The following is a 1,146-nucleotide window of genomic DNA, read 5'->3' as shown; positions in this document are numbered from 1 at the left end:
TGTTTTCTCGATAAACTTTAATTTTTGGTTTCAAATATAGATTACAATAGCCTGTTGTTCTTCTTATAGGTGGAAATGGAATTTTGCAACTTAACAATTCACTAGTATTTATTGATGGAACCGTACCACCATTATCAAACCAAGACATATCTATAACTCTCATCAAGTAATATTGGAATAATAAATTAATCTCATATGGGTACATTGCTTGCATATTGTTATCTATCAAACAGACCTTTTTGTTTATTTTCCGATGGTTTTTCTTTTAATGCTTCACCGATTTTAGCAAATAATATACAATTACTCGGGATAATAGTCCATCGATTGTTATTTACTAATTCTCGACTTACATAATTATTAGATTCAGATACAAAGATTTCTGCTTTGTTAATATCACTCACTTTATAAAATGGAATCTCTCCAAAGTCATTGCCTTGATACTCAATTGGAAATGCATTTCCGTTATATAAACGATTATTGTTTTTTATCCTTTTATCTTCCAATGTTCCGGTATCTCCCCAAGCCACTCCACACCACTATCCTTCTTCGGTACACTAGGATCAATACCTTTCGTTATAGCTTGATTTATAATGGCTTGTTTTAGTTCTTTAAAAAGCTCTATTTCCTTCTTTTTTTGCTTTTATAAATCGGTTGATTTTTAGAAAGACGATTGTCTAGAAATTTAGCTATTTTATCTTGTTCTTCTTTTGGGGGAAGAGGTATCATTGAATTTTTTAATTACGTTATAGTCTATGTTCTGACCTTCCCTAATCCCTGTTACACACATTTTTAGTTAATTCGATAAAACAATTTTGATTTTACCCAGATGTTTAAAAAAAGCCAGGAAGCAATTTCGCTTTTTGGAATCATTATTGTATATGCAGGACTTATTATCCCTTGATAATACGCATACTCTATGCCACCTTGGAATGATCTTAGACTAATAACAAAATCACCTTTTTTAACTAGTTTTAATAAATGTAAATCCTTTTGTGCAACTACCGTTCTTGTTTTCATTACATATGCTTAGGTACTACACCTTTGTTTTGTGTGGCTGCTAATTAAGGTTTCATCAGGATATCCTTTCTCTACTCTTTCATCAATAAGTTATTTGACTTTTCTCTGTCCCCAATGACTCGGGATACG

Annotated in this window: 2 protein-coding genes and 1 pseudogene; all 3 read right to left on the bottom strand. The window is 31.4% G+C overall.

From position 1 onward, the window contains the following. A partial coding sequence (locus tag SSCH_RS20080; RefSeq protein ID WP_232294250.1) for a restriction endonuclease subunit S domain-containing protein occupies positions 1–214 on the bottom strand: 214 nt, incomplete at its 3' end. A 4-nt stretch (positions 215–218) separates the two neighbouring features. Beyond that, on the bottom strand, positions 219–527 hold the full coding sequence (locus tag SSCH_RS16380; RefSeq protein WP_052835382.1) for a restriction endonuclease subunit S domain-containing protein: 309 nt from the start codon (positions 525–527) through the stop codon (positions 219–221). A gap of 91 nt (positions 528–618) precedes the next feature. Then, positions 619–729: pseudogene (locus SSCH_RS21780) on the bottom strand (hypothetical protein); the annotation flags it as partial. Positions 730–1,146 lie beyond the last annotated feature (417 nt).

Origin of the sequence: Syntrophaceticus schinkii, assembly GCF_000946815.1 — a bacterium.
Taxonomy (GTDB): domain Bacteria; phylum Bacillota; class DSM-12270; order Thermacetogeniales; family Thermacetogeniaceae; genus Syntrophaceticus; species Syntrophaceticus schinkii.
The sequence above is the reverse complement of the archived record's forward strand: the minus strand, read 5'-3'. Positions and strand labels throughout refer to the sequence as shown.